Origin of the sequence: Candidatus Phaeomarinobacter ectocarpi (assembly GCF_000689395.1) — a bacterium.
In the GTDB taxonomy this organism is placed as follows: domain Bacteria; phylum Pseudomonadota; class Alphaproteobacteria; order CGMCC-115125; family CGMCC-115125; genus Pyruvatibacter; species Pyruvatibacter ectocarpi.
Window position 1 is genome coordinate 2655769 of record NZ_HG966617.1, and the last position, 24414, is coordinate 2680182.

At 59.4% G+C, this 24414-nt stretch carries 22 protein-coding genes; 10 read left to right on the forward strand and 12 right to left on the reverse strand.

What is annotated here, in order from left to right:
- Nucleotides 1-21: 21 nt before the first annotated feature.
- The gene (locus tag BN1012_RS12690; RefSeq protein ID WP_043949886.1) at nucleotides 22-822 is read right to left on the reverse strand and encodes a ComF family protein; all 801 of its coding nucleotides are present in this window, start codon (nucleotides 820-822) and stop codon (nucleotides 22-24) included.
- A 27-nt stretch (nucleotides 823-849) separates the two neighbouring features.
- Here BN1012_RS12690 and BN1012_RS12695 point away from each other — a divergent pair, with 27 nt between their 5' ends.
- Nucleotides 850-1761: a methyltransferase domain-containing protein gene (locus tag BN1012_RS12695; protein WP_043949887.1), complete on the forward strand. Its 912-nt coding sequence runs from the start codon at nucleotides 850-852 to the stop codon at nucleotides 1759-1761.
- 27 nt (nucleotides 1762-1788) lie between these two features.
- On the opposite strand, the gene BN1012_RS17415 is transcribed toward BN1012_RS12695, so the two are convergent.
- The 4 genes from BN1012_RS17415 to BN1012_RS12710 form a co-directional block, all read right to left on the reverse strand.
- Nucleotides 1789-1956 (reverse strand): Flp family type IVb pilin, encoded by a 168-nt coding sequence (locus BN1012_RS17415; protein ID WP_081826386.1) that lies wholly within the window; start codon nucleotides 1954-1956, stop codon nucleotides 1789-1791.
- On the reverse strand, nucleotides 1953-2387 hold the full coding sequence (locus BN1012_RS12700; RefSeq protein ID WP_043949888.1) for a (deoxy)nucleoside triphosphate pyrophosphohydrolase: 435 nt from the start codon (nucleotides 2385-2387) through the stop codon (nucleotides 1953-1955). The genes BN1012_RS17415 and BN1012_RS12700 overlap by 4 nt, the downstream gene beginning before the upstream one ends.
- A gap of 136 nt (nucleotides 2388-2523) precedes the next feature.
- Nucleotides 2524-3996, reverse strand: coding sequence for a bifunctional glutamate N-acetyltransferase/amino-acid acetyltransferase ArgJ (gene argJ / locus BN1012_RS12705; protein ID WP_244442901.1), 1473 nt, complete (start codon nucleotides 3994-3996; stop codon nucleotides 2524-2526).
- Nucleotides 3997-4056: 60 nt separating this feature from the next.
- Entirely contained in the window at nucleotides 4057-5016 is a 960-nt protein-coding gene (locus BN1012_RS12710; protein ID WP_052535256.1) for a peptidylprolyl isomerase, read from the reverse strand.
- A 331-nt stretch (nucleotides 5017-5347) separates the two neighbouring features.
- On the opposite strand from BN1012_RS12710, the gene secA reads away from it, so the two are divergent.
- The gene (secA, locus tag BN1012_RS12715; protein ID WP_043949889.1) at nucleotides 5348-8125 is read left to right on the forward strand and encodes a preprotein translocase subunit SecA; all 2778 of its coding nucleotides are present in this window, start codon (nucleotides 5348-5350) and stop codon (nucleotides 8123-8125) included.
- A 76-nt stretch (nucleotides 8126-8201) separates the two neighbouring features.
- Here the strand turns inward: secA and BN1012_RS12720 are convergent, their stop codons facing one another.
- Entirely contained in the window at nucleotides 8202-9539 is a 1338-nt protein-coding gene (locus tag BN1012_RS12720) for a spinster family MFS transporter (protein WP_043949890.1), read from the reverse strand.
- Between the two features lie 63 nt (nucleotides 9540-9602).
- Nucleotides 9603-10916 (reverse strand): spinster family MFS transporter, encoded by a 1314-nt coding sequence (locus BN1012_RS12725; RefSeq protein ID WP_052535258.1) that lies wholly within the window; start codon nucleotides 10914-10916, stop codon nucleotides 9603-9605.
- Nucleotides 10917-11134: 218 nt separating this feature from the next.
- Here BN1012_RS12725 and BN1012_RS12730 point away from each other — a divergent pair, with 218 nt between their 5' ends.
- The 3 genes from BN1012_RS12730 (at nucleotide 11135) to BN1012_RS12740 (ending at nucleotide 14266) form a co-directional block, all read left to right on the forward strand.
- On the forward strand, nucleotides 11135-11767 hold the full coding sequence (locus tag BN1012_RS12730; RefSeq protein ID WP_043949891.1) for a PAS domain-containing protein: 633 nt from the start codon (nucleotides 11135-11137) through the stop codon (nucleotides 11765-11767).
- A gap of 88 nt (nucleotides 11768-11855) precedes the next feature.
- Nucleotides 11856-13037 carry an epoxide hydrolase family protein gene (locus BN1012_RS12735; RefSeq protein WP_052535261.1) on the forward strand — a complete coding sequence of 394 codons (1182 nt, stop codon included), beginning with the start codon at nucleotides 11856-11858 and terminating at the stop codon, nucleotides 13035-13037.
- An 11-nt stretch (nucleotides 13038-13048) separates the two neighbouring features.
- Nucleotides 13049-14266 carry an epoxide hydrolase family protein gene (locus tag BN1012_RS12740; protein WP_043949893.1) on the forward strand — a complete coding sequence of 406 codons (1218 nt, stop codon included), beginning with the start codon at nucleotides 13049-13051 and terminating at the stop codon, nucleotides 14264-14266.
- Between the two features lie 22 nt (nucleotides 14267-14288).
- Here BN1012_RS12740 and BN1012_RS12745 read toward each other — a convergent pair whose 3' ends face one another.
- A complete protein-coding gene (locus BN1012_RS12745) occupies nucleotides 14289-15248 on the reverse strand; it encodes an acetyl-CoA carboxylase carboxyltransferase subunit alpha (protein WP_043949894.1) in 960 nt (319 codons plus the stop codon).
- 207 nt (nucleotides 15249-15455) lie between these two features.
- On the opposite strand from BN1012_RS12745, the gene BN1012_RS12750 reads away from it, so the two are divergent.
- Together BN1012_RS12750 and sigJ are read left to right on the forward strand one after the other, a co-directional pair.
- Nucleotides 15456-16034 (forward strand): hypothetical protein, encoded by a 579-nt coding sequence (locus BN1012_RS12750; RefSeq protein WP_052535264.1) that lies wholly within the window; start codon nucleotides 15456-15458, stop codon nucleotides 16032-16034.
- Nucleotides 16031-16936, forward strand: coding sequence for an RNA polymerase sigma factor SigJ (gene sigJ, locus BN1012_RS12755; RefSeq protein WP_043949895.1), 906 nt, complete (start codon nucleotides 16031-16033; stop codon nucleotides 16934-16936). Before BN1012_RS12750 ends, sigJ begins: the two co-directional genes overlap by 4 nt.
- Before the next feature lie 6 nt (nucleotides 16937-16942).
- Here sigJ and BN1012_RS12760 read toward each other — a convergent pair whose 3' ends face one another.
- The 4 genes from BN1012_RS12760 to BN1012_RS17645 form a co-directional block, all read right to left on the reverse strand.
- On the reverse strand, nucleotides 16943-17938 hold the full coding sequence (locus tag BN1012_RS12760) for an HpcH/HpaI aldolase/citrate lyase family protein (RefSeq protein WP_043949896.1): 996 nt from the start codon (nucleotides 17936-17938) through the stop codon (nucleotides 16943-16945).
- Between the two features lie 105 nt (nucleotides 17939-18043).
- Nucleotides 18044-18982, reverse strand: a complete 939-nt coding sequence (locus tag BN1012_RS12765; protein WP_420887299.1) for a site-specific tyrosine recombinase XerD — start codon at nucleotides 18980-18982, stop codon at nucleotides 18044-18046.
- A gap of 22 nt (nucleotides 18983-19004) precedes the next feature.
- Nucleotides 19005-20990, reverse strand: a complete 1986-nt coding sequence (locus tag BN1012_RS12770) for a hypothetical protein (RefSeq protein ID WP_145973467.1) — start codon at nucleotides 20988-20990, stop codon at nucleotides 19005-19007.
- Entirely contained in the window at nucleotides 20971-21111 is a 141-nt protein-coding gene (locus BN1012_RS17645) for a hypothetical protein (RefSeq protein WP_171815968.1), read from the reverse strand. The genes BN1012_RS12770 and BN1012_RS17645 overlap by 20 nt, the downstream gene beginning before the upstream one ends.
- A 240-nt stretch (nucleotides 21112-21351) precedes the next feature.
- Between BN1012_RS17645 and BN1012_RS12775 the strand changes: the two genes are divergently transcribed.
- From BN1012_RS12775 to BN1012_RS12785, 3 genes are read left to right on the forward strand one after another with little or no spacing between them, the layout of a single operon-like run.
- Nucleotides 21352-21945 carry a shikimate kinase gene (locus tag BN1012_RS12775; RefSeq protein WP_043949898.1) on the forward strand — a complete coding sequence of 198 codons (594 nt, stop codon included), beginning with the start codon at nucleotides 21352-21354 and terminating at the stop codon, nucleotides 21943-21945.
- Nucleotides 21946-22003: 58 nt separating this feature from the next.
- The gene (gene aroB, locus BN1012_RS12780) at nucleotides 22004-23131 is read left to right on the forward strand and encodes a 3-dehydroquinate synthase (RefSeq protein WP_043951063.1); all 1128 of its coding nucleotides are present in this window, start codon (nucleotides 22004-22006) and stop codon (nucleotides 23129-23131) included.
- Nucleotides 23128-24414 carry an HlyC/CorC family transporter gene (locus BN1012_RS12785; protein ID WP_043949899.1) on the forward strand — a complete coding sequence of 429 codons (1287 nt, stop codon included), beginning with the start codon at nucleotides 23128-23130 and terminating at the stop codon, nucleotides 24412-24414. Before aroB ends, BN1012_RS12785 begins: the two co-directional genes overlap by 4 nt.

A 24414-nucleotide genomic window follows, 5' to 3' on the forward strand; every position in this document is an offset into this window, starting at 1 on the left:
GAATCTCTCAATTGTTGGGCATCATATGGTGGCGTCCTGCGGCGCGACAACCCGCGCAAGGGTCAGAACATCCACCTGCGCAGCGCCCGCCCGGCGCAGAACCGCAGCGCAGGCCTCAACGGTGGCACCGGAGGTGAGCACGTCATCGATCAAAACAATGTGTTTTCCAGCAACCGCGTGCTGCCCTGCCGCCGCTGAAGACAATTTGGGCGACAGCTTGAACGCCCCACGCACATTGCGTCGCCGCCCTGCCCGGCTCAGCCCAACCTGGCTTTGAGTGGGTTTTGACCGCTCCAGCAACATGACATCCGCCGGCACGGAGGTCTGCCTGCTGATGGCTTTGGCCAATGCAGCAGCCTGATTGAACCGGCGCCAGATGAGCCGCCGCCGATGCAAGGGCACCGGCACCAGAAGGTCAGCGCCATCCAGAAGCTCGCGACCGGCAATCACCATCCATCGGGCCAACAGCCCGGCCAGATCCATCCGGTCGCTGTATTTGAGCTGATGCACAAGCCTGCGCGCGGTGCCGTCATAAAGCATGGCGGCCCGCGCCCGATCAAAAGCCGGCATGCGGGCACTGGCCGCCGCGCTGATGGCCCCCACGCCCACATCTCGCTCAAATGGCACCCCGGTAACCGCACAAAGCGGGCGGGTAATGAAACTCAGATCCGCCCAGGCATCCGGCGACAGCGTGCCATGCTCGGCCACGCGGTCACCCGTGATGGGGCACACCGGCGGCAAGGCAAACTCCACCACTCCTCGGACAAGCTGCCCGATGGATCGCCCCGTCGCCTTGCCAAGTATCTGAAACGCTTTGCCCATAGGCACAGGGTAAGCTATTTCAGCCCTGTGACCGATCCCAATCCACAGACCCCGTTCGATACGGCCCTGATCCGCCAGCGGCGCAACCGCGCGGCAGCGGACTATGGCGCATTTGATTTCCTCAAGACGCTCGTCGCCACACAAATTGCCGAGCGGCTTCTGGATTCAAACCGGTCGTTTGAAACAGGCGTCGACATCGGCAGCCACCACGGTCAGGTCCGCGCACCATTGATTGCATCCGGCAGGCTTGACCGGCTGATCCACACCGACAGTGCACCGGACATGCTGCGGCATGCCCAGGGTCCACGGCTGGTCATGGATGATGAGCGGCTGGCATTTGCAAATGGCAGCGTCGATTTTATCACTAGCGCGCTGGTGCTCCATCGCCTCAATGACCTGCCCGGGGCACTCATTCAGATCCGCCGCTCACTGAGACCCGACGGCCTGTTCATCGGCGCCATGTTTGGCGGTGAGACACTGATGGAACTGCGCACAGCATTTTCCGAAGCCGAAGCAGAGATAGAGGGCGGCATAAGCCCCCGGGTGGCACCCTTCGCCGACGTACGGGATATGGGCGGCCTCATGCAGCGCGCAGGATTTGCCCTGCCGGTCGTTGATGCGGATCGCCACACAGTTACATATGAGAGTCCCTTCGCCCTGCTCCGCGACTTGCGCGGCATGGGAGAGACAAACGCCCTCAATGCCCGACGGCGACAACCATTGCGCCGGGCGACTCTGATGCGCATGGCGGAAATCTACACACAGCGATACGCGACCCCGGAAGGACGCGTGTCAGCAACGTTTCAGATTGTGTATCTGGCTGGCTGGGCGCCTGACGACAGCCAGCAAAAGCCGCTCAGGCCGGGTAGCGCAAGACAACGCCTTGCCGATGCATTGAACACCGAAGAAATCAGCACGGGCGAAAAGCCTAGCCAGTGAGCGAAAGTGAATGGCGCGCTGAACGGCTTAACTGAAGCCGTCGGTTACTGTGCCAAACAGTCCGGCTACATCCACACCGAGCGTATTGACTGCCGTGATGATCGCAACGGCAATGCCACCGGCAATTAGCGCATACTCGATGGCTGTTGCACCGCTTTCGTCTGCCATAAGGCTTTTAGTCAGAAATTCTTTCATCCTAAAAAGTCTCTCACTAGGGCGACCAGCGGAACATCCGCAGGCGGCATGTCATAGTCTCTCATGCGCACAGGCCGGACCCACTCCAGCGCTTCGTGCTCCACCGCTGTGACCGTTCCCGACCATTTGCGGCATACAAACAGCGGCATCAACAAATGCCACTCATCTTGTCCGGCGTCACTGGAACCAGCGTTGCCGGAATATGTGTGACTGGCGAATGTCAGAGGCGCCAGACAGGCAGCCGTTACATCGATTGCCAGTTCTTCTTTCAGCTCACGAATGAGCGAACATTCGGGCGTCTCCCCTGCTTCGACCTTGCCGCCGGGAAACTCCCAGAGTCCAGCCATTGCCTTGCCCTTTGGGCGCTTGGCCAGCAACACCCGGCCATCCACATCAACAAGAGCGCAGGCCGCAACAAGAACAATCCGCATAAAAAACGCCAATCATTTGCAACGCAGTCTGGCACCACGCCGTTAAGAGAACATGAGGACAATACTACACACACGGCATAACGGGCCGCACATGGGCGACAGCGTTAATGATTGCTTACCCGAAAAGGAAAGCGGCCTAGCTGCGGTAATCCGCGTTGATGGAGATATATCCATGGGTCAGATCGCAGGTATAGACCGTGGCCTCGCCCTGCCCGACACCCACATCGATATCAATGGCAATGTCCTGACCCTTGAGGTGCTTCGCGACCGGCGCTTCATTATAGCCGTCAACCGCACGGCCAGCTTTGGCCACTTCCACGCCCCCAAACCCGATGGAGAGTTTGTCCCGGTCGGCAGGCTCACCGGCCTTGCCGACAGCCATGACCACGCGCCCCCAATTGGCATCCTGACCGGCAATGGCGGTCTTCACCAAGGGTGAGTTGGCCACAGCCATCGCGATACGGCGGGCCGAGTTGTGGCTCTCGCCACCCTTCACCGTGATGGAAATGAACTTGGAAGCCCCCTCGCCATCACGCACCACCTGCATGGCTAGATCATGCATGACCTCGGAAAGCGCCTGACGGAAGGCCCGCAATTTCGGGTCCCCCGGACGCGTAATCTGCGCATACGGCGCCGTGCCGCCATCCGGGCCACGCCCGGTTGCAAACAACAGCACTGTATCGCTGGTGGACGTATCGCTATCCACAGTGATGGCGTTGAAGCTGTCACGCAGATTGATATCCAGCAGGGCACCAAGTGTGCGCTGGGAAATCGACGCATTTGTAAAAATGTAGGACAGCATCGTCGCCAGATCCGGGGCGATCATGCCTGACCCCTTGGCGATGCCGCTGATCACCACCGGGCTGCTATCTATTTCAACCGTCCGCGATGCTGCCTTCGGAAAAGTATCCGTCGTCATGATTGACCGGGCGGCCATTTCAAACCCGCCGGGCTTCAGCGCGTCAAATGCAGCTGGCAGCGCCCCGGTGATCTTGTCGTTGGGCATGGTTTCGCCAATGACACCGGTGGAGCCGATGAACACGTCCTTCTGACGAACGCCTGCAAGCTTGGCAGCTGCAGCCGCGGTAACCTTCACGGTCTCCATACCCGCCCGGCCGGTAAACGCATTGGCGTTGCCCGACGTGGACACAAGAACACGGCCCTCGCCGCTTTCAAGATTGGTCCGGCACCAGTCCACCGGAGCAGACGCCGTGCGCGAACGTGTCAGCGCGCCGGCCACGGTGGTGCCAGGCGCCATGACAGCAAGGAGCAAATCCTCACGGGCCTTGTATTTGATCTCCGCCCGCGACGTTGCCATTTCGAGACCCGGCACGTCCGCCACATCGGGAAAGTGCGCAGGGGCCAAAGGGGAAACCGGCAGGCCTGATTTGTTCTTTGGCTTGCTTGCGGGTTTCTTGCCGGCACCCGACGGCTTTGCGACAGCCGTCTTCTTGCGGGCAGGCTTTTTGGCGGACGCCTTGCGTTGAAGTGTTGCGCGCGCGGGTGATGCCATTTTACGTGCGGACTTTACAGCCTTGCGCGCTTTGCCTTTCACCTTTGACGTTGCCGTCTTGCCTTTGGATGTGGATGACCGAGATTTGATCGCCATGGTGCCCGCCGCGCTGGAAAGTGTGCCTGTGCGTTCTCTAGCTGGAGTTGCCGTCAGGCGCTACTGCTGAGGGACGATTTGCGGGCGCGCGCCCGCCTCATCTTCGCCGGTGAACTTGATGTCGGCTTTCTGGCGGACACTATCGATGAAAGGCGCGGCCTTCTCATCACGCAGCTGCCCCTTGATGCTTTCTTTCACATCATCAAAGGCCACCAGCTGCTGCTGGCGGCGATCTTCGACCTTGATGACATGCCAGCCAAAGTCGGATTTGACGGGCGCTGAGACCTGGCCTGGATCAAGGGCAAAAGCCGCAGTTGAGAACTCCGGCACCATGCGGTCCTTCACGAAGTAGCCAAGGTCACCACCGTCCTTGCCGCTGGGGCCTGTCGACACCTCCTTGGCGAGCTCCACAAAGTCTTCGCCGCCATTGATGCGTTCAATCACGGCAAGCGCGGCCTCCTCAGTCTCCACCAGAATATGGCGGGCACTGACTTCTTCCTGCACTTCTACTTCGCTGATCTGCTTGTCGTAATAGGCCTTGGCCTCTTCATCGCTGACCGCATCCATGAGCGAGCGATTGAGGTACACATCGGCCAGTACTTTTTCCGCGTAATAGGCCATCTGGCGTTTGACCTCTGGGTCTTCTTCAAGCCCATCCACACGGGCGGCAGCCGCAAGCGCCTTACGGTCCACAATCAGGTTGGCCAGATACTCGAATTTCACCTCTTCAGGCACGCCTGACAGCTGGGACCCAAGATCCCGCTCGGCCAGAACCACATCTGAATAGCGAACCTCTTCGCCGTTGACGGTTGCAATGACTGCATCCTCGACCTGTTCGGCCGCTGCCTCTGAGGCAGCTTCAGTGGCGGGTACCGGAGCCGCTTCAGGCTCCTGAGCAACAGCGTTGGCCCCAAAAGCTGCAAGACCTGCAACAACAAACCCAACAAAAAACAGGGAAGGCAGGGTCAGGCGCGGCAAAGTCACAAGGTTTGGCGCACGGTCCAGCTTAAGGCCGATCATCAGCGTATCACTCCGGTTCACAAGTCATTCAGGCGGATCGGGCGAGAACCGCCCTCAAGATGCATCTTCACCACGAAGATCGCCCTGCCACAAGCCGCATTTATGACGGATTTTCAGGCATTTATGGGGCATAAACATTACCGAACCTCCATGGTCCGCCGCGTTGACACGTCCCATGGCCACCACTATCTCTCGTGCGCCTGTATCCTGCGCTCAAATGCCTTGATATATGCACGCCCTACGGCCTGATCCGCAGCCCTGCGGCCCGGGCCACCACAATGCCGTCATCCAGCCCAATGCCGTCACTCAATAAGTTAAGGTCACCCCATTCATGGTCTCGCTCGGAAGTTTCGCCAAAAGCCTGTTCGGCTCTGCCAATGACCGGCAACTTCGCAAATACCGCCAGAAAGTTGACCTTATCAACGCCATGGAGCCCGAACTTGAGGCCCTGAGCGACGAAGAACTGCGCGCCCGCACCTCTGAATTCCGCCAGGAAATCGAAAACGGTGCCAGCCTGGATGACCTCCTGGTTCCAGCCTTTGCCACGGTCCGCGAAGCCGCCAAACGAACCCTCGGCCAGCGCCATTTCGATGTGCAGCTGATCGGCGGCATGGTTCTGCACGATGGCCGCATCGCCGAAATGAAGACTGGTGAAGGTAAGACCCTAGTTTCCACCCTGCCCGCATATCTCAATGCCCTGTCCGGCAAGGGCGTGCATGTGGTGACGGTAAACGACTATCTCGCCGAGCGCGATGCGCGCTGGATGGGTCAGGTCCACGAGTTCCTCGGCCTGCGGGTCGGCGTCATTCTGCACGGTCTCGACGACACCCAGCGCCGCCAGGAATATGCCGCCGACATTACCTATGGCACCAACAACGAACTGGGCTTCGACTATCTGCGCGACAACATGAAGTACGCGCTGAACCAGATGACCCAGCGCGGCCACAATTTCGCGATTGTGGATGAAGTGGACTCGATCCTGATCGATGAAGCCCGGACACCGCTCATCATCTCCGGTCCGACCGAAGACAATTCCGAGCTCTACACCACCATCGACGGCTTCATCCCCAGGCTTTCGGAAGAACATTACGAGCTGGATGAAAAGCAGCGCACATCTTCGCTGACCGAAGAGGGCAATGAGTACCTCGAAGACATTTTGCGCGAAGCAGACCTGCTGCGCGGTGACAATCTCTACGACATCGAGAATGTGTCGGTCGTTCACCACATCAATCAGGGGCTCAAGGCGCACAAACTGTTCCAGCGCGACAAGGACTACATCGTCAAGAACGGCAAGGTTGTCATCATCGATGAATTTACCGGCCGCATGATGGAAGGCCGTCGCTACTCAGACGGCATGCATCAGGCACTGGAAGCCAAAGAACGCGTCACGATCCAGCCGGAAAACGTCACCCTGGCCTCCGTCACGTTCCAGAATTACTTCCGCCTCTACAACAAACTGGGCGGCATGACCGGTACAGCGCAGACGGAAGCAGACGAATTCCTCGACATCTACAAGCTCGAAGTGTCCGCCATCCCCACCAATGTGGATGTGGCGCGCATCGACGAAGACGATGAGGTCTATCGGACCGCAGCCGAAAAGTACGACGCCATCGTTGAGCTGGTGAAGGACTGCATTGAGCGTGGGCAGCCGATCCTGGTGGGTACGACGTCGATTGAAAAATCAGAACTGCTGGCAGAGCTGTTGAAGAAGAAGAAACTGCCGCACAACGTTCTCAACGCGCGCTTCCATGAAGAAGAAGCACAGATCGTGGCTCAGGCCGGCGTACCCGGTGCGGTGACCATCGCCACCAACATGGCCGGTCGTGGTACCGACATTCAGCTCGGTGGCAATCTCGACATGCGCATTGAGCACGAGCTCGGCGACATGGTGGAAGGTGAAGCCCGCGACAAACGCGAGGCCACCATCAAGGCAGAAGTCGAAGAGCTGAAACAAAAGGCTCTGGCCGCCGGCGGCCTGTATGTGTGCGCCACGGAGCGTCACGAAAGCCGCCGCATCGACAACCAGCTGCGTGGCCGCTCGGGCCGTCAGGGCGACCCCGGCCATTCCAAGTTCTTCCTGTCACTTGAAGATGACCTGATGCGCATCTTCGGCACCGACCGCATGGACGGTGTGCTGCAGAAGCTTGGTCTGGAAGAAGGTGAAGCCATCGCCCACCCCTGGATCAACAAGGCACTGGAACGCGCCCAGTCCAAGGTGGAAGCCCGCAACTTCGATATTCGTAAGAACCTGCTCAAATATGATGACGTGATGAATGACCAGCGTAAGGTCATCTTCGAACAGCGCATCGAGCTGATGCACGAAGAAGACCTGTCGGAAACCATCGCAGACATGCGCCACGAAGTGGTGGATGAACTGGTTGCCACCCATATCCCGGAAAAGGCCTATGCCGAGCAATGGGATGCCGCAGGACTGCGTGAGCAGGCACTCAAATATCTCAATCTGGATATCCCGGTTGAGGAATGGGCGGCCGAAGAAGGCATCGCCAATGAAGAAATTCATGAACGCCTGACCCGCGCGTCTGACGAAGCCTTTGCGCGCACAGCATCGCAGGCTGGCCCGGACATCATGCGCCAGGTGGAAAAGAGCGTCTTGCTGCAGACACTCGATGGCCACTGGCGTGAGCATCTGCAGATGCTCGATCACCTCCGCCACACAATCGGCCTGCGCGGCTATGGCCAGCGTGATCCGCTCAACGAATACAAGACGGAAGCGTTTGAGCTGTTTGAAAGCCTGCTGCACCGCCTGCGTCAGGACGTGACCGGCAAGCTGATGCATGTGGAAGTGCGCCAGCGCGAAGATCTGCCGCCACCGGTTGAGGGCCAGGCGCTTCCTGAGATGGAAGCCAAACACATCGATCCGACAACAGGCCGCGATGAAATGCTCGATGCAGACATCCGCGCCATGCGCCAGCAGGACGGCGACGCGATGCCTGCAGAGCGCGCGCGCGCCTCCGGCACAATCCGCAATGCCTCCGGCGCGGCTCTGGACCCCAATGACACTTCAACGTGGGGCAAAGTCGCACGCAACGCACCATGCCCGTGCGGCTCCGGCAAGAAGTACAAGCACTGCCATGGGGCAGTCGCCTAGCTACCGCACCAGAAAACCAAACGAAAAAAGCCCCGGCCTGAATTAAGGCCGGGGCTTTTTGTTGGCATTGTCTGCCTTACGCGGGTGTTGCTTCTGACCGCGCCTTGATGCGGATCAGATGGCGACCGGCCAGATAGTAGTGCCAGCCACCCCACACAGCGGCAAACGACAGAACAAGCAGCGAGTACCGCAGCGAGTCCTTGCCGTAGTCAGTCGCAAACACATCACTCAGGATACCGACGGCCTGTGGACCAAGCCCCATGCCGACAAGGTTGACGATGAAGAGCATGATGGCTGAACACAGCGCCCGCATCTTGATAGGCGCGCGCGTCTGGATCGTCGCAAAGCTTGGTCCCAGGTAAAACGCACCGAGCACCAACGTTGGCAGATACACAATGAGTGCAACTGTGAGGTTCGATTCAAGGAAGAACCACACCACCAAAGGTGCTGCGGCAAACATCCCGATCGCCACAACCCACATGCCGCCGGCCACATGCTTTTGCGCCGCCCAGTCGGACAGGCGACCGCCGAGATACGCACCCAGCCCGCCAAAGATGCCAATGGCGAATGCGAGATAAGTACCAACCTCCAGCAGTGACATGCCGTGACTGCGGATGAAAAACGCTGCAATCCAGGTTGTGCCGCCATAGCCCACAAAGGCGACGAGCATGATCCCGAAAATGACGTTGCGTGACACCGGATCGGACAGCAGATGCTTGAACCCTGCAAGGATCTCAACCCACATCTGCGACCAGTCGATGGGTTCAGGTTCTTGTGGCTCAAGGCCGTCTGCAGCGCCGCGCTGCGGTTCGATCATCGTGTACCGCACCAGCACCGCAATAATCAGACCTGGCAGGCCAACAACGAAGAAGGCGGCACGCCAGCCATAATACTGAGCCACATAGGCCCCCACGAGAAAGCCGATCATCACGCCGAAATAGATACCCAGCGAGTAGATGCCCAAAGCGCCTGCGCGCTCTTTTTCCGGGTACAGATCAGCAATCATGGAGTGAGCCGGCGGACTGGCCCCGGCTTCGCCGACACCAACGCCGATACGGGCTGCCGCCAGCGTCCAGAAGCCAATGGCAAAACCGCCAAGAGCAGTCATCAGGCTCCAGACGGCAACCGCGATGGCGATAATGTTTCGCCGGTTGATCCTGTCCGCCAGAAACGCCACAGGCATACCCAGCGTCGCGTAGAACAACGCAAATGCCAGGCCCGTCATGAAGCCCATCTGCGTGTCGCTCAGAAGCAGATCATTTTTGATGGGCTCAAGCAGAACCCCCATGATCTGCCGATCAACAAAGCTGGAGGTATAGACAACCACCAGCATGAAAAGCGCATAGCGTCGGTATTGCGGGGTAATAAGCCCCCCCACCCCGGAAGCCCCTCCAGGGGAAGTTGATTCAGACATAAAGACTCCTCCAGGCACCCGGGTCACACCCGAAGTGCCGTCTAATTCCCCCGGATGAATAGGCTACTTGGCGTCTGCACTGACCAGGTGCTTGCCTGCCAAATAGTAGTGATAACCACCCCACACACTGATGAAAGACAGCAGCAGCAAGGCATATCGCAAGGACTCCTGCCCATAGGTTGGCGCAAGCGCATCACTCAGCACACCCACAGCCTGGGGCCCAAGGCCCAGACCGATGATGTTGAGGATGAACAACATGATCGCAGAACAAAGCGCCCGCATATGCACCGGCGCGCGCGTCTGGATCATGGCGAATGATGGACCAAGATAGAAGGCCCCCAACAGCACTGTCGGGATGTAGATGATCAGCGCAGTGCTCGTGTCCATTTCAAGGAAGAAGAACACGATGATGGGTGCCGCAATGAACTTGGCAAAGGCCACGATCCACATCGTCCACCGCGGGTCCTTGGCGCCCAGCTTGTCCGCCAGACGTCCCCCGGTAATGGCGCCGATGACGCCGGCACCGCCAATAACCGCCGCAAGATACTGACCCACCTCGATCAACGACATGCCGTGGCTACGAATGAAGAAGGCAGCACCCCAATAAGCGCCGCCATAGCCCACAAAAGAAACCAGCGTCACCCCGATAACCACGTGCAGGGAAACTCTGTCCTGCCACAGATGGGCAAAACCCTCTTTGACCTGTGCCTTGGCAGCAGCCCACTCGATGGGACCAACTTCAGCCGGCGCCGTGCCGTCCGAGTGACCGCGCGGCGGTTCTTTAAGGGTAAAGCGCACAAGCAGCGCAATCAGAAGACCGGGTGCACCAACGACGATGAACGCCATCCGCCAGCCATAGTCATGCGCCACATACGCACCAACCAGGAAGCCGAGCATGATGCCGATGTAAACGCCCAGCGCGTAAATCGCCAATGCCCCCGACCGCTCTTCCGCCGGGTAGAGATCCGCAATCATGGAGTGAGAGGGCGGGCTGGACCCAGCCTCACCAATGCCAACGCCAACGCGCGCAAAGGCGAGAGACCAAAAGCCTACCACAAACGCACAGGCAACAGTCATGAAGCTCCAGGCCGTGACCGCAGCTGAGATAATGTTCCGACGGCTCCAGCGGTCCGCGAGGAAGGCAATGGGAATGCCCAACGTTGCGTAGAAGATGCCAAAGGCAATGCCGCCCAGAAAACCCATCTGGGTATCCGTGAGCAGGAACTCGTTACGGATAGGCTCAAGCAGTACGCCCATGATCTGCCGATCCACATAGCTGGACACATAAGCCAGCAGCAGAATGAAGAGGGCGTAGCGTCGATAGGCAGGCGTAATCTCAACAGCGGGCGTAGCGCCATTCTGCGTTGTGTCGGTCAATTGTCTCTCCCCACGGGGACAAACAGGCCCTCCTGACGGAAGACTGACCTGACCCCAGCAATGTTGGGCCCGAAGGCCCCGCGGCAGTTTTGTGCCGTTCTGGCGTTAACTCTAGGGGTTTCCCCGGAAAAACGGTAGGGGGATCGTGCGCCCTATATACACCCCATTAACCGCATAGGTTTAGGCTGGCTGGGTCAAGCTAGGAGACCCAGTATCAGATGATACGCCTCACAACCGGCAATCAGACACTTCTGGACATATGGCGTGGGCGCCGCGACAGGCATGCGGTTCCCCGCATTGGCGCAACCACTTTCATCCGCGATCCGAATATCGGCAAAAGTATCTGTATCCAGTTCAAGTCACCGGATGGCTCTGTACGTGTGGCTCATGCTGGTGGAAACATCGAACGCCTGATCGGCATTGATCTGACGGGCATGGTGGTCTCAAAGGTATTCAACGGCTCCGAGCAGGATGAACTGGCCGACATGCAGCGCGCCAAATTTCTTCACCCGATGGTCATCCACTCGCACAGCAATACGAACACCCTTGCCGGGGAAATGATTCAGTTGGAAATGCTGCAACTGCCCTTCATCAATCAGGCAACTGAAGATGTGATCTACGTGATCGGCGCATTTGAATGGACCCACGCCAACAGCCGTTCCAACCTTGGCGGCGCAATGAAAGACCGTTCCTTGTTGTCGCGCACGATCCTCGACATCAAGACACTCAAGCCCGTTGAGAACGAATTCACTTTCCCCCCTGTAAAGGGCGCACAGAAACTCAAGGCCGTGTCGGCTCAGGAAGTGAATCGAGCCGGCAATCATGAGGATGCAGAGCGCGTCGAGCTCTAAGCGCTTGAAGACCTTCCCCTCCCTGCCATAATGCCGCGCCACGTTTTCCTGATTGTGTTTTGGGAAATGGCCAGCAGGGAAATCACAGATGAGTATGCCTACCCCTTTCACCATCTCGATACCGCAATCCAAGCTCGACGCCATCGCCCGCAAGGTGCGCGACTTCGAGTGGATCGATGTGCCGGAAGGCAAAGACGCAGGGGATGGGTGGTCTTACGGTGCGGACCAGGACTATCTGAAGGAGTTCTGTGCGTACTGGCTGGACGGCTATGACTGGCACCACTGGGAAGCTCAGCTGAACACGCTGCCGCAATTCATTGCGACCGTGAACGACATCGACATCCACTATGTGCACATCAAAGGCTCCAACCCGAAAAACCCACCCCTGTTGATCACCCATGGGTGGCCAGGATCCTTTTTCGAGTTTGTTGATGTTCTCGACCGCATCGCCAACCCGGCTAGTTATGGCGGCGAGGAAGCAGACGGGCGGGATGTGATCGCCCCGTCCATTCCCGGTTACGCTTTCTCAGGTCGCCCGCAAAAGCCCATGGGCCCACGCGCTGTTGCAGCGCTTTGGAATGCCTTCATGCGCGATGCCCTGGGCATTGAAAGCTACATCGCCCAGGGCGGTGACTGGGGCGCCATCATTTCCGGCTGGATAGCGTTTGATCACAGCAAGGACAAACAGGGCGGCTGCCTTGCGGTTCACCTGAACTTTCTGGGTGTGCGCGGGCACATGGAACCAAAGACGGAAGAAGATCAGGCATGGATGCAGCATTCAGCCGGCATGCAGCTGTTTGAGACGGCGTATTTGCAGATACAGGGCACCAAGCCGCTGTCACTGACCATGGGCATGTCGGATTCGCCTGTCGGTCAGGCAGCTTGGATACTCGAAAAATTCTACACCTGGGGTGACGTGAAGAATGGTGACATCGAAAGCGCTTTCACCAAGGACCACCTTCTCACCAATCTGATGCTCTACGTCGCGACTGACACCTTCAATACCGCCACGTGGATGTATCGCGGCGTGTTTGAAGAAGGCGGCGTCAACCTGCCGCCAGGCGAGACAATCGACATCCCCACAGGCATCGCAAATTTCCCCGGTGACACCGTCTATTCGTGGCCACCGCGCAGCATGGTGGAAGCCGGCTACAGCAACATTGTTCAGTGGACGGACCATGAAAAAGGCGGCCACTTCGCGGCCCTGGAACAACCAGACGCCTTCGTTGCCGACGTCATGGCATTTCTGAAACAGGCGCCCACAGAATAGAGGCAGGACCCATGCACCCCAGTATCGCTGCAGATCCCTTCACCATTTCAGTCGCTGACCATGAACTGGCTGACCTGAAGCAGCGGCTCGCCAATACCCGTTTCCCCAACGAGCCGGACGGCAATGACAGCTGGGACTACGGCACCAACCTTTCCTACATGGAACGGCTGATTGAGTACTGGCGCGACGACTATGACTGGCGCGCGGCTGAAGCGCGGCTCAACCGGTTTGACCATTTCCGCGCCACCATCTCGGGCGATGATCTGGGTCTGCCGGACGAAGACCACCAGATCCATTTCATCTATGAACGCGGCTCCGGCAAAAACCCGCGCCCGTTGATCCTGACCCATGGATGGCCATCAACCTTTGCTGAATTCGAGCACGTCATTGAACCCCTCGCTCACCCGGAAAGGTTCGGTGGCAGGGAAGAAGACGCATTTGACGTGATCGTCCCTTCATTGCTGGGCTTCGGGTTTTCCTCCAAGCCGCGCACACCGGTTGGACCATCCGCAATCGCCGAGTTGTGGCACTGCCTGATGACACGGGTGTTGGGTTATGACCGCTATTGCGCGCAGGCGGGCGACTGGGGCTCTTACGTAACGTCACGGCTCGCGCTCCAACACGGCGACCAGCTGGATGCCATCCACCTCACCATGTTGCCGCTGCGCCCTGCCATTTCAGGCGGCGGCGAGCCGGTAACACAGGAAGAAGCTGACTGGATCAAGAACATGCGCGGCTGGTGGGCGCAGGAGGAAGGCTATCGCGTCATCCAGGGCACCAAGCCCATGGCGCTGGCCTTTGCTGTAACGGACAGCCCGGCAGGCCTCGCCGGCTGGCTGGCAGATAAATACTACCGCCTGGGCGACACCGAAAAATCCCATCCCTACGAAGGTATGGATCAGCGCTTTCCCATGGACATGATCCTGACCCAGCTTTCCATCTACTGGTTCACCGGCACCATCAACTCCGCCAACACGCTCTACAAAGCCGGACCGATGGAACGCACAGACAAGCTCAAGCCCGGCGAACGGGTGACGGTGCCAACAGCTTATTCAGAATACCCAATGGATGTGTTGCCCCGCACGCCGGAAAGCTGGGGCAGCCGCTGCTACGACATAAAGCGCTGGCGCTTCATGGAAAAAGGCGGCCACTTTGCGGCCTTGGAAGAACCGGAAATCTTCACGCGTGACGTCCAGGACGCCTTCCGCGAGTTGCTTGGAAAAATCTAGGCGCAGGCCAGATCAAAACCGCTTAGGCGATGCCTTCACGGCCCATCGCCAGGAACTTCTGGCGACGCTGCGCAACCAGCTCGTCACCGGACAGGGGGGCAAGAGCGGCCAGCTCTTCTTCAATCGCTTTACCGGCCTCAGAAATGATCTGCGCCGTTTCGCGATGCGCGCCGCCAATCGGTTCAGGCAGAATGCGGTCAATGACACCAAGCGACAGCAGATCCTGCGCGGTGATGCGCATCGCCGCGGCCGCGTCCTGTGCCTTGTCCGAAGAGCGCCATAAAATGGATGAGCAGCCTTCCGGCGAGATCACCGCGTAAATCGAATGCTCTAGCATCAGCACCTTGTTGGCGGCTGCAATGGCTACCGCGCCGCCGGACATGCCTTCGCCAATGATGACGGAGATGAGCGGCACCTTGAGAGACAGCGACCGGTCGATGGAGCGCGCAATGGCTTCAGCCTGGCCGCGGGCTTCAGCATCCTTGCCCGGATAGGCACCGGACGTATCCGCCAGCGTGATCACCGGCATCTGAAAACGCTCGGCCAGCGACATCAGACGGACGGCCTTGCGATAGCCTTCCGGGTTTGCCATGCCAAAATTGTGCTTCAGGCGGGACTGGGTATCGGACCCCTTTTCCTGACCGATCACGACGACTCGGCGCCCATTGAGACGGCCAAGGCCGCCTTCCACCGCATGGTCTTCACCAAAGGAACGGTCACCCGCAAGCGGGGTGAAATCCGTGATCAGACGGCTCACATAGTCTTTGAAGTGGGGCCGGTTTGGATGACGGGCCACAAGTGTCTTCTGCCACGGCGTCAGCTTCGCGTAGGTATCGGTCAGCAACTGCGACGCCTTGGTTTCAAGACGCACGACCTCGTCGCCAATCTGCATGGTCGGGTCTTCTGCCGCCATCCGGCGAAGTTCCTGGACCTTGCCTTCCAGCTCTGCGACCGGCTTTTCAAACTCGAGATAACTATGCATTGGAAGTGTTTGCGACCCTTTGATGAAGACGCGGCAAACTGGCGCGGGACCCTTGGATTGTCAACAAATTCGCACGTCGAGGCTTAAGCCGGGCGCGCCTGCGCCAGTGAATTTTCATATGGGAGTGTCACAAACCCGTTGAAAGGACCGTCTTTAGGGAAAATCGCCCGGTTTTGGGCCATTTCACTTTCTTTCAAGGAGTATGACATGACACAGAACATTGGTCCCATCTCATGGTTCGCTGAACGTAGCCTGCGCAAGATGGAAAAACGCTACGACTACAGTTTCGATTATGTCCGCTATCTCTGGCATGTCTCGCGCCCTGCATTTCGGCGATTCACCTTCGGGTTCATGTGGTTTGCCACCGGCCGCGAGGTGCTGCCTGCGGATGCCAGTGCCGTCGCAGGTATCGTCAGCACACTGCATGCCGATTGCGGCCCCTGCACGCAGATCACGGTGAACATCGCCGCAGAAGCGGGCGTATCGGCAAGCGTTCTCAGTGCCGCCGTGTCAGGTGATCTCAATGCATTGCCGGAAAACCTCGCGCTGGTGTACCGGTTCACGCACGCAGTGGTGAATGCGGATTACAACGCAGGTGAGATGCGCGAGGAAGTCATCAAGCTCTATGGCGAAAAGAGCCTTGCTGACATGGCCGCCGTCATTGCGGCCGGCCAGGTGTATCCCTCGCTGAAGCGAACGCTTGGCTTTGGTGAAACCTGCCTCAAGGTAACCGTCAACCAGCATGACGTTGACGCGCACCGCCTTGGAGCCAAAGCTGCGGCATGACCATGGCTGAAGAAACAGACGCCTTCGAGCAGGTCCGCCCGGACCTGCTGCGGCTCGCCTATCGCATGACAGGCGGCCGCGCGGAGGCTGAGGACATCGTGCAGGACGCGTGGCTGCGCTGGAACCGCGCGGACACGTCAGACGTGATCAATCCCAAGGCATGGCTCTCGCGAACCGTGGCACGACTTTCCATCGACCATCTGCGCAAGGTCAAAACACGCCGGGAGACATATGTCGGCCCGTGGCTGCCAGAACCGGTGGTAACTGACATGCCGACACCAACACCTGACGACCCAGGTCACGCTGTTGAACTGGCGCAGGACGTCTCGCTTGCCCTGATGTCGGTTCTTGAAACCCTCAAACCGGAGGAGCGGGCGGCCTTCCTGCTGCGCGAGGCATTCGAGATGGATTATTCCGATCTCGCCTCAACACTGGGCAAAAGCGAAGACGCCTGTCGTCAGATGGTGTCGCGCGCCAAGACACGCCTGCGCAGCAATCGCCCCCGGTTTGAAGCGTCAGACGAGGAACACGAGGAATTGCTGCTGGCGTTCGCAGCAGCGGCTCAGGCCGGAGACATCTCGACCCTGACACGGTTGCTCACCCCCAATGCCAGCCTGACATCAGATGGAGGTGGCAAAGCGACCGCCGCCCTGCGTGTGGTCAGCGGTGCGGAAGAAGTGGCCAAGCTCACCGCCCACATTGCAACGAACAAGGACGCCATGAAGGGCGACATCGAAGCCCTGCGCATCAACAACCGGCCCGGCTTCTACATCACGCTCGACGGCAAAATTGAGGTCAGCTACTCTATCGATGTGGAAGACGGGCGCATTGCGGCGCTTTACATCATGCGCAATCCGGACAAGCTGCAACGCCTGCTGGACCCACCGCTGGGCAACGCCTGATGTGACTTAGGCCTTTTTGGCTTTTTCGCGACGCGCAATCTCACGGGCCTTGTCCACAATCACATTGGCCTGCTTGATGGACGCCGCATCAATCAGCTTGCCATCCAGAGACACGGCTCCCGCACCGGCCTTCTGACTGGCCTTCATCTCCTTCAAGATCCGCTTGGCCTGCTTCACGTCATCGGCAGGCGGCGTATAGAGCTCATTGCCAAGCGCAACCTGGCTTGGATGAATTGCCCATTTGCCTTCACAGCCAAGAATGGCCGAGCGACGCGCCTGCGCGCGATACCCATCCGGATCAGAGTAATCGCCAAACGGCCCGTCCACCGGGCGCAGACCATTGGCCCGCGCAGCAGCAATCATCTGCATCATTGGTGTGTGCCACAAATCCTGCCAGTGGAAATCCCGCTGCCCGTTTTCGTCCGGGTCCAGAAGAATGCCGTAATCGGGGTTCGGCCCACCGATGTTCGTCGTGCGCATACCCATAGAGGCTGCAAAGTCAGCGGCGCCAAAATGCAGCGCCTCAAGACGTGGGCTCGCCGCAGCGATTTCATTGACGTTGGCCAGACCCATGGCGCTTTCGATGATCACTTCCAGCCCAAGTTTCTTCTTCCGGCATGTCGCGGTTTCGATCTGCGTCACCAGCATATCGATGGCATAGATGTCTGACGCGGTGCCGACCTTGGGGATCATGATCAGGTCCAGCCGCTCACCGCCCTGCTCCATGATGTCCACCACATCGCGATAGCAGTAATGGGTATCCAGCCCATTGATGCGCAGCGAGAGCGTCTTGTCGCCGAAATCCTCTTCATTGAGAGCCTTCACGGCCTTTGCGCGGGCATCCACCTTGTCGTCAGGGGCCACCGCATCTTCAAGGTCCAAGGAGATGACATCAGCAGGGCCCTGAGCAGCCTTCGCAAAGAAATGTGGGCTGGAGCACGGCACAAACAACTGAGAGCGGTTGAGACGGGATGGCGCGGCCTGAATGGACGTGAAGCTCATGGCGGAAGGCTCCGGACTGGCTGAAACTCAAAAGGGTGGAGTGAGTCATGCGTTACCGGCCCAACGTCGTCAACCAGTCACAGCCGGGACCCTGCTGCCCCTACGTCAGCTTCGTTTTCGTGTGGCCAGCGGATGATGATCCTGCACAAGCGCTGCCATGCGGGCGTCCAGCACATGCGTGTAAATCTGCGTTGTCGAGATGTCCGCATGGCCCAGCATCTGCTGCACGGACCGCAGGTCAGCGCCGTTGGCCAGCAGGTGCGTTGCAAAGGCATGGCGCAGGGCATGCGGCTTGACCGCTGTCATATCCACACCTGCATCAATCGCCAGTTGCTTCAACAACTGCCCAAGCCGCTGCCGTGTCATGTGCTGATCGGGATCGGTGCCGGGAAACAACCAGCGGCTCTCTTGATTGCGCGCTGACAATGCAAGCGTGCGCGCAGGTATCCACTCGCGGATCGCATCAAAGGCTGCCGGCGTCAGCGGCACCATGCGTTCCTTGTTGCCCTTGCCACGGATCAGCAGGACCCGGTCGTTCCCACGCGCTGCTGCGAGCGGCAGCCCCACAAGCTCGCTGACCCGCATGCCGGAGGCATACAGCACTTCAACAAGCGCCAGCAGCCGCAATGCCTTTCCACGGGCCGAACCCTCAGACGCGATAGCTGCTTCACGGGCTGTTTCAAGCAGCCGGGTGACGTCTTTCTCGCTCAATGTCTTGGGCAGGGGACGACCAAGCCTTGGAGCATCAACAACGCCGGTCGGATCATCATCGCGATGACCTTCGCCCAACAAAAAACGATGGAATTGCTTGAGCGCAGACAATCGACGCGCCTGCGTCCGCGCCGACAGCCCCTGGTCGGCCAGCGAAGCGAGATAAGCCCGCACCTGCCCGCTGTCTGCGTCGCCCACGCCACCCGGCGCTACAAACCGCGCAAACTCATCAAGGTCATGAGCATAGGCGGTGAGCGTGTTTGCAGCAGCGCCGCGTTCAGCCACCAGCATTTCAAGAAAGGCATCCGCCAAATGGGCCCCGGGCCCGCGCAGTCGTCGGTTTGCGGCTTTGCCCTTAGCCTTCGCCATGCGCCCGCACAATCAGGGCCTCAACAGCAATGCGCCGCGCATCTTCTTCAAGGCCCGAGCGTACCAAGGCCGTTATGATGGCGGCGAGTGACCCAGGCGTCAGGTCAGCTGGACCGGTCTGGGCCAAGGCGCCGTCACTTTCGATGGACGACAAGGCGGTGAGTGTCGCGAGGGCCGCTTCACCTGCCCGCCTGTCCTGCGCTGCAATCCGCAAAGCACGCAGCGCCTGCTCGTCAAGGCGCACACCGGGCATTTCAGCATCGTCAAACTGCGCCCACACGACCTGCGGCACAGGCACACCAAGGGACGCCAGGGCCTGCATCTCAAATGCTGTCAGCCATTTGGCTTCCCGGTCATCTTCCCCAAGACGCACTTCAATGGAGCGCAGGGCCACGTCCGGGTTCCATGGCAGGACAAATGACGATTGCGCAGGTGTGGCAATGCGCACCAGCGTCTCAAGCCGGGCAATCTCACCCGGCTCGGTTGTTGTTGCGATACCGATCCACCCATCTGCCCGGGCAGCATCACCAAGCAAAGCCAGCGCTTCAGTCATGAACACTGAATTGTCCGCATGCGCCATTGTTGGTGCAATGGCGCGCAACGAACCCGCAAAGGCCGGCAATGTGGCTGGCCACAGATCAACCGGCGTTTCATCAAAGGCGGACGCGATGGCGCCAAGGCGTGTTGTCTGGTCCGGCGCTTCAAGGGAAACAGCAAACGCACTTACGCGCGGATTGCTGTCGCCCGCCCCCGCAACAATGGCCTGCCGATAGATCTCGGCCAGATCACGGGCTGAAAGCAACGACCGCGCAGCTGCTGCTTCTGCGGCATCCAGACGATCCTCCCACGGCAAGCCCTTGTCGTTGGCAAGGGGCGTCAACAATGCGGGCTCAACGCGCGCGACAATGCCTGCTTCAAGAGGAACACCGGCCTCCCGCGCCAATGCCAGATGCAGGCTTGAGAAAATTTCGTCGTCCGGCACGTCAAGCGCCGGTCCACCGGCCGCGCGCGTGGCGAGCGCCACAAAAGCCGTGTCCCCCACTTCATATTCACGCACCAGATCAACAGACAGCAAAGCGGCAATGTCCATGCCTGCCCGCGCCTGACACAGGGCACCCAACTCAAGGGCAAATCGGGCATAGTCATTTCCCGCATCACCTTCAGTTGGCAGCCGTGTGAGATACCCACACGCCTTGTCTGTGAGATCAAGCGACAAAGCAGCCTTCGCGGCAGGTGTCGCTGTCTGCGCGGCAAGGTCTCCGGCAGGCACAAGACCCGCCAGACGATCTACGTCTAGGCCAAAGCCCGCGCCATAGAGCGCCGCAAGCCGAAGCCCCAAAATAGAGCGGCCACCACTGGCGCCCTGAGGCAAATCTCCGCGCGAAATCAAAAGCCGTCGAAACAGATTTCCGATGGCCGCAGAGCGCGGGGGCGGCGTCAATGCAGCCAGACCATCTTCAACGATTAACCGGCGGCTTCCGGCCCACAACATGGGTGACAGCCCCCCTTCGACGGGACCAATAAGGCCGATGCCTTCATCCGCCACACTGGACAACCGCGACACTTCGATGCCTGTGCCTTCTTCGCCGGGTCGCGCTGCAAGGGATTGTGATCGCTGAACAGGCGGGACCACGACCCGCTCACCGGAGGGAAAGAACACGTCCGGCGTGCTGTCACCAAACACTTCCGGCGCTGCGAGTTCCGGTGGAAGTGCACCATCCTGCGCGCCTGGCGATGCCGCACCGGACGGGGGCAACAATGACCGTGGGCCGTCGGAGCGTGCCAGCGGTGTTTGATTGGGATCAAGAAGCTGTTCAGTGAGACTTTGGCCGGGCGGCGGTGTTGCTGGCGGGCTGCCATCAAGCGGCACCGGCTGTGCCATCGCGCCTATGCTCCACGCGCCTGCAACAAGCGTAAGCGCGGTCACAAGCCCAAGTGTCTTGGACGACACTTTATTCGGCGAAGCTGTCATCAGGCAGGGTCACTTCCACGGTGGCCGTCTGGGGTTCAAGGCTGGAGCCCATCACAACCAGCGCCGCAAAACCGGCGCCGAGCAAAACAAGAACGATAAGAAGAATGCGCAACGCGGTCATGGAAATCCGGGGCCTTTTTGCTTTTGTTCAAATGGAACGTCGACATCACAGGACCCAGCCTGCCAAATCATCAATTCACATTCATGAACCATATCATGCGGGGCGCAATCACCTACACTCCACACACCTCTTAGATCGGTGATTTGGCCGAATTACGGCATATCTGGCGCTCACCCCTCGTCTCGGCATAGATTGCTGGTTCGATTGATCCTGTAGCCTTCAGCACCCGACACGGACGAAATGCCCTCTGAGACCACACACGCACCTGCGACGCCCTCTCCTTCTAGCGACGGCGCAAGCGATGGCTCTGACCAGCCTTTTGGCGGCAAGGCCATTGTTCTTGTTGGACTAATGGGCGCTGGCAAAACCACGGTCGGCCGCCGACTGGCCAACCGTCTGGGCCTGCCCTTCGTGGACGCGGACACCGAAGTGGAAGCCGCCGCAGGCCTAAGCATCCCTGAGATTTTTGAAGCCCATGGCGAGCCAGCCTTCCGTGACGGCGAGCGCAAGGTCATTGCCCGGCTTCTGGCCAACGGGTCACAGGTGCTGGCAACCGGCGGCGGAGCCTTTATGGATCCCGAAACCCGCGCCACGGTGGCAGACCGTGGCATTTCGGTCTGGCTCAAGGCTGATCTGGACGTCTTGATGCGCCGTGTCGGCAAACGCCCGACCCGCCCGCTCCTCAAGGCGGATAATCCGCGCGCGGTGATGGAAAAGCTCATGCGTGAGCGCAACCCCGTCTATGCAGAGGCAGACGTGACGCTTGAGACCGGCGATGGCCCTCATGAAGACGTGGTGGACCGCCTGATGGAGCTTCTGGAGCCCCTCAAGTGACCGGCCATTTACCAATCCGCTGGACGCAGCGCGCTTTTACGACCATATGGCTGCCATCATGACCAACACCCACACTGTTCCCGTCAGCCTTGGCGACCGCTCCTATGACGTGCTCATCGGCGCGGACCTGCTTGCACGCGCCGGTGAAACCATTTCACCGCTGCTCAAACGCCCCTATGTGCCCATCGTTAGCGACGAAACCGTTGCGGCCCTCCACCTTGAGACCCTGACCCAAAGCCTGGAGGCCAGCGGCATTGAGTGTGGGCCGATCATTCTGCCGCCCGGCGAAGCAACCAAGAGCTTCAAACATCTCGAGGAGTTGTTGTCCGCACTGATGGATGCAGGCGTCGAGCGCACGGACATGGTCATTGCCTTTGGCGGCGGTGTCATCGGCGATCTGGCCGGCTTCGCAGCTGCCGTCCTGCGGCGAGGCGTGGACTTCATCCAGATCCCGACAACGCTGCTGGCGCAGGTGGACAGCTCCGTTGGCGGCAAGACAGCCATCGATGTACCACAGGGCAAAAACCTGATTGGTGCCTTTCATCAGCCACGGCTGGTCCTCGCAGACACAAGCGTGCTCGGCACCCTGACCATGCGTGACCTGCGCGCTGGCTATGCCGAAGTGGTGAAGTACGGCCTCATTGACGATTTCGATTTCTTCGAATGGCTTGAAAAAAACGGGCCCGCACTCATTGACGGTGACCAGGACCTGCGCGCCGAAGCCGTGCGCCATAGCGTGGCCGCCAAGGCCCGCGTTGTGGCGGCCGATGAACGCGAAGACGGCCAGCGCGCCCTGCTCAATCTCGGCCACACATTCGGCCACGCGCTGGAAACCGCCGCAGGCTACTCCGGCGACCTGCTGCACGGCGAAGCCGTGGCTGCAGGCATGGGCATAGCGTTTGATGTCTCCGTGCATCTGGGCCTGTGCCCCGCTGACGATGCGGCGCGCGCCAAGGCGCATATGCGCGCGACCGGCCTGCCCGCAAGCATCAGTGACCTTGAAAAGCGCAACAGCCTGAGTGTTCCCGACACTCAGGAACTGATCCGGCTGATGGGTCAGGACAAAAAGGTGTCGGGCGGCAAGATTACATTCATATTGACGCGCGGCATCGGTAAGTCGTTCATTGCAAGTGATGTAGACATGGATCAGGTGGCACAAGTGCTATCAAAGAGGCAGGCCGCGTGAGTGAAACATCCATACTGATCTCTGTGGGATCTGTTTTCTTCCTCCTCATCTTTTCTGGATTTTTTTCAGGCTCTGAAACAGCGCTCACAGCGACCAGTCGCGCGCGCATGCACGCCCTTGAACGCGATGGCTCAAAACGCGCCGGCGTCGTCAACGGATTGATAGAGTTTCGCGAACGGCTGATCGGCGCGATCCTGCTGGGCAACAACCTCGTCAATATTCTGGCGTCCGCCATTGCCACCAGTGTCTTTCTCGATCTGTTTGGTGAAGCAGGCGTGGTCTACGCCACTTTGGTCATGACGGCCCTGGTGCTGATCTTCGCTGAGGTGCTGCCAAAGACGTATGCCATTACCAATCCAGACCGTATGGCGCTGGCCGTGGCGCCTCTTATTCGCATCGCCGTATTTACCTTTGCCCCGGTTACGGCTGCCGTGCAGTTCATCGTCCGGCGCACCTTGCGTATGGTTGGTGCGAACATCGAAGACGGTGCAGAAGTGCTGTCTGCTCACGAGGAATTACGCGGCGCCATCGACCTGCACCACAAGGAAGGCGGCATGGGCAGCCATGACCGCCATATGCTCGGTGGGATTCTGGACCTCCGCGATCTGGAGGTGGACGACGTGATGATCCACCGCAAGAACATGCAGGCACTGAGCCTTGACGACGACCCCAAGGACATCGTTGAACAGGTCCTGGCCAGCCCCTACACCCGCATCCCCCTGTGGGAAGAAGATCCCGACAACATCGTCGGCGTTCTCCACGCCAAGGATCTGTTGCGGGCGCTTATTTCTCATGACGGTGACCCCACCGAGCTGGATATCAAAGGCTTGGCGACAGAAGCCTGGTTTGTGCCTGAAACGACCTCACTAGTCGAACAGCTCAACGCCTTCCGTCGGCGCAAATCGCACTTTGCTCTGGTTGTGGATGAGTACGGCAGCATGATGGGTCTTGTGACGCTGGAAGACATCATCGAGGAGATCGTTGGCGAGATTTCCGATGAGCACGATGTGGAAGTCAAAGGCCTGCGCCCGCAGCCCGACGGCACCTGCAATGTGGACGGCACGCTCGCCGTGCGCGACCTGAACCGGGCCCTGGACTGGGAACTGCCAGAAGAGGAAGCCATCACCGTGGCCGGCCTCGTTATCCACGAAGCCCAGACAATCCCTGAGGTTGGCCAGACATTTTCGTTTTATGGCTACAAATTTCAGGTCCTGCGCCGCCACCGCAACCAGGTTACAGCGATCAAGATCACGCCGCCGCGCAAGGCGCAGGTCGCTGAGTAA